2 protein-coding genes and 3 pseudogenes are annotated in these 2,303 nt (G+C 62.0%); 1 reads left to right on the top strand and 4 read right to left on the bottom strand.

Translation table 11 applies throughout. The features are described 5' to 3' along the window. Window positions 1-453 precede the first annotated feature (453 nt). A pseudogene (locus tag A3A5_RS41735) lies at window positions 454-739 on the top strand (IS6 family transposase); the annotation flags it as partial. Between the two features lie 64 nt (window positions 740-803). Here A3A5_RS41735 and A3A5_RS38885 read toward each other — a convergent pair. The 4 genes and pseudogenes from A3A5_RS38885 to A3A5_RS44905 all read right to left on the bottom strand — a co-directional run. Continuing rightward, window positions 804-1,160, bottom strand: a pseudogene (locus A3A5_RS38885) (SDR family NAD(P)-dependent oxidoreductase); the annotation flags it as partial. Window positions 1,161-1,164: 4 nt separating this feature from the next. Next, complete coding sequence (locus tag A3A5_RS0118280) at window positions 1,165-1,644, bottom strand: hypothetical protein (protein WP_018311990.1); 480 nt, start codon at window positions 1,642-1,644, stop codon at window positions 1,165-1,167. A gap of 345 nt (window positions 1,645-1,989) precedes the next feature. Then, window positions 1,990-2,133 (bottom strand): annotated as a pseudogene (locus A3A5_RS44900) (PIN domain nuclease); the annotation flags it as partial. Continuing rightward, window positions 2,087-2,303 (bottom strand): hypothetical protein (locus tag A3A5_RS44905; protein WP_232431382.1); only part of this gene is annotated, 217 nt, incomplete at its 5' end. The gene A3A5_RS44905 and the pseudogene A3A5_RS44900, both read right to left, overlap by 47 nt.

Consider the following 2,303-nt stretch of genomic DNA (forward strand, 5'->3'; position numbering starts at 1 on the left):
CGCTCCTCGCCCTGTCAACTTCTGCATCCACCCCGCTGGTCGCCCCATAAACACCTCCTCCATCAAAGGTGTTGCGACGACCGGTTGAATCCGCCATCGCGGCTCGGTCTCACGCCTCTGCTGCTTGAACTAGCCTGCCTGAAGCTTCCCAAGCCTGCGCCTCCATCTATTGAGCCGTGGCATGCCTGATTTGACCGTCGGCTTTCCAGATTGCTGCTGCGCTTCCAACTGGCCACTGCGGCTTTTATCCGATAACGCGTCGCTTATTGAGTCGGATCGAAAGCCACCAACCCGGCCAGGCATTTTTTAAGTGCGCGCCTTTGTTCGCTGAGCAGTGACAAGATCCGCGGATCGTGATCTACCCGCCGAGCTTCAATGAAGCGTACCGTTTCCGCATCGGGATGCTGGTGGGTCGGCTCGCGGCTTCTACAATGGCTTCCGCATCGTTGCGCGGAACTGGCGAACGTCAACCATGTGTTCGTCAAAGCCGCTGCTCGGGTGAACAATCGGGCCGAGAACAGCCACCAGCCTACCCGCGAACGCGAGCGTCGCATGCGCGGATTTCGCGACCCGAAGCGCACACAGGTATTCCTGTCGAACTTCGGCCCAATCCGACAACACTTCGCGCCCAAAACGGCATCTGTTGCGCGCTTCGCTTTATCGCAAACAACTCGCTGCGAGATTCGCTGCGTGTCATCACTTGACCGAGTGCACCCAAAATCCCTCGACTGTTTTCTGAGCGCTTGCGACCCCGGCGCCCATAACGTCACGCACCCGCCAAGTTGACAACGCCGGCGCGTCATATGAAAGAGCGAGTCGAGGTCCGTGCGCAGCGCGAAGTCCCAGTCAGCCTTGTCCATCTTGCGCAGGGTCCGGTCGCGCGTGACCCCGGCATTGTTGATCAGAATGTCGACGTCGCCGACCTCGCTGCGCACGTGCGACACGCAGCGCAGGCAAGAGGCGAAGTCCGTCACGTCGACCGGGAAAGCCGTGAACTCGCGGCCGGCATTGCGTTGCGCGCCGAACCATTGGGCCACATGGTCATTGTGTTCGGAGTGTGTCACCACGACGCGCACGCCATTCGCCAGCAGCCGCACGGCAATGGCTTCGCCGAGGCCGCCAATGCCTTCCGTCACCAGGGCAATGCGTTGTCCGGCCATCTCGTCAGCTCCGTGCCGCACCGGCGGCGCGTGCCTGGGCCTGCGCGTCTGGGGTAGGGACGGCCATCAGGCGGCCGACGTTGTCGAATATCTCGCGCGCCGATTCCGCGAAGGGCGCGTAGCCGCCTCCCTCAACCATGACCTTGCGCTGGTAGTCCTGCCAGGTTTCGGTCGACTCGCGCAGGTGCTTCATGAAGGCCGAGGCCATTTCTATGTAAAGGCCGCCAAAGTCGCGTGCATGCGCGGCGTTGCGCTCGACCTGCGCGGCCAGAATTTGAGGGGGCAGACCATGGAAGACGTTCCAGTCGGGGGCATCGTTGATGCGGGCGAGCGCCTGCCGGGCGCCTTTGATGTTCTCGTCCAGGGCCTTGAGGCGGAGCCTGAGCAGCATCTGGCGCGATTCTTCCCAGCGCAGCCAAATGCGCAGGGCGGACTGCTCGGCAAAGCGCGCGAGCTCGAAGGCGGGATCGGTCTGGTCTGGCATGGTGGAACTCCTATAGTCAATCGACAGGCCTGCCCCCGGGGCGCGCAGGCCTGTATAAGTCTAGGAGGGAAATCTTGGCGGGGATTGACGTATCGCAAGGAGTGCGCAATGCGTCGGGCGGCGCGGCATCGCCAAGCCGCGCCTGCGTTCGTCAGAGCGCAGGGGGCGCATGGCCGGCGGCCTGCGCATCGTGGCCGGACACCCGGAAAGGCTAGACCAATCAGGAGCCGGGACCGAGCTGTCCTGCTACGGCGTCGCATTCTCAAAGATCGGCGACGCTGGGGGAGCGGTCAAATCGGGCCGCCCTCGGCGGCTATGCCGTCACTGCCGAAGTTTCTGTGGGCCCTAAAACTGAATGACGAGGTCGGAATACTTCCAGACGTGTTCGTCCGCCGACAGCAGTCGCAATGGTTCGGTGAGGGCCTGGGCGATCAGCAGTCGATCAAACGGATCCCGATGGTGGTTTCGCAGATGACGCACTGGGCCTGCGACCAAGATACGCCCAATCCGCTATCATAAGCGTCCCGGTTATGATGAATCCATCTAACTGCGCATCTTCGATATAAAGAGGTGGCACCGTTTGTTCGGACAGGGATCCGGAGTTTTTAAGTGGAAGCGCTGGGGCAGTCAGGCTGCCGATTTGATCGCTGGCAGCGTGG

The organism is Cupriavidus sp. UYPR2.512 (genome assembly GCF_000379565.1).
GTDB lineage: Bacteria > Pseudomonadota > Gammaproteobacteria > Burkholderiales > Burkholderiaceae > Cupriavidus.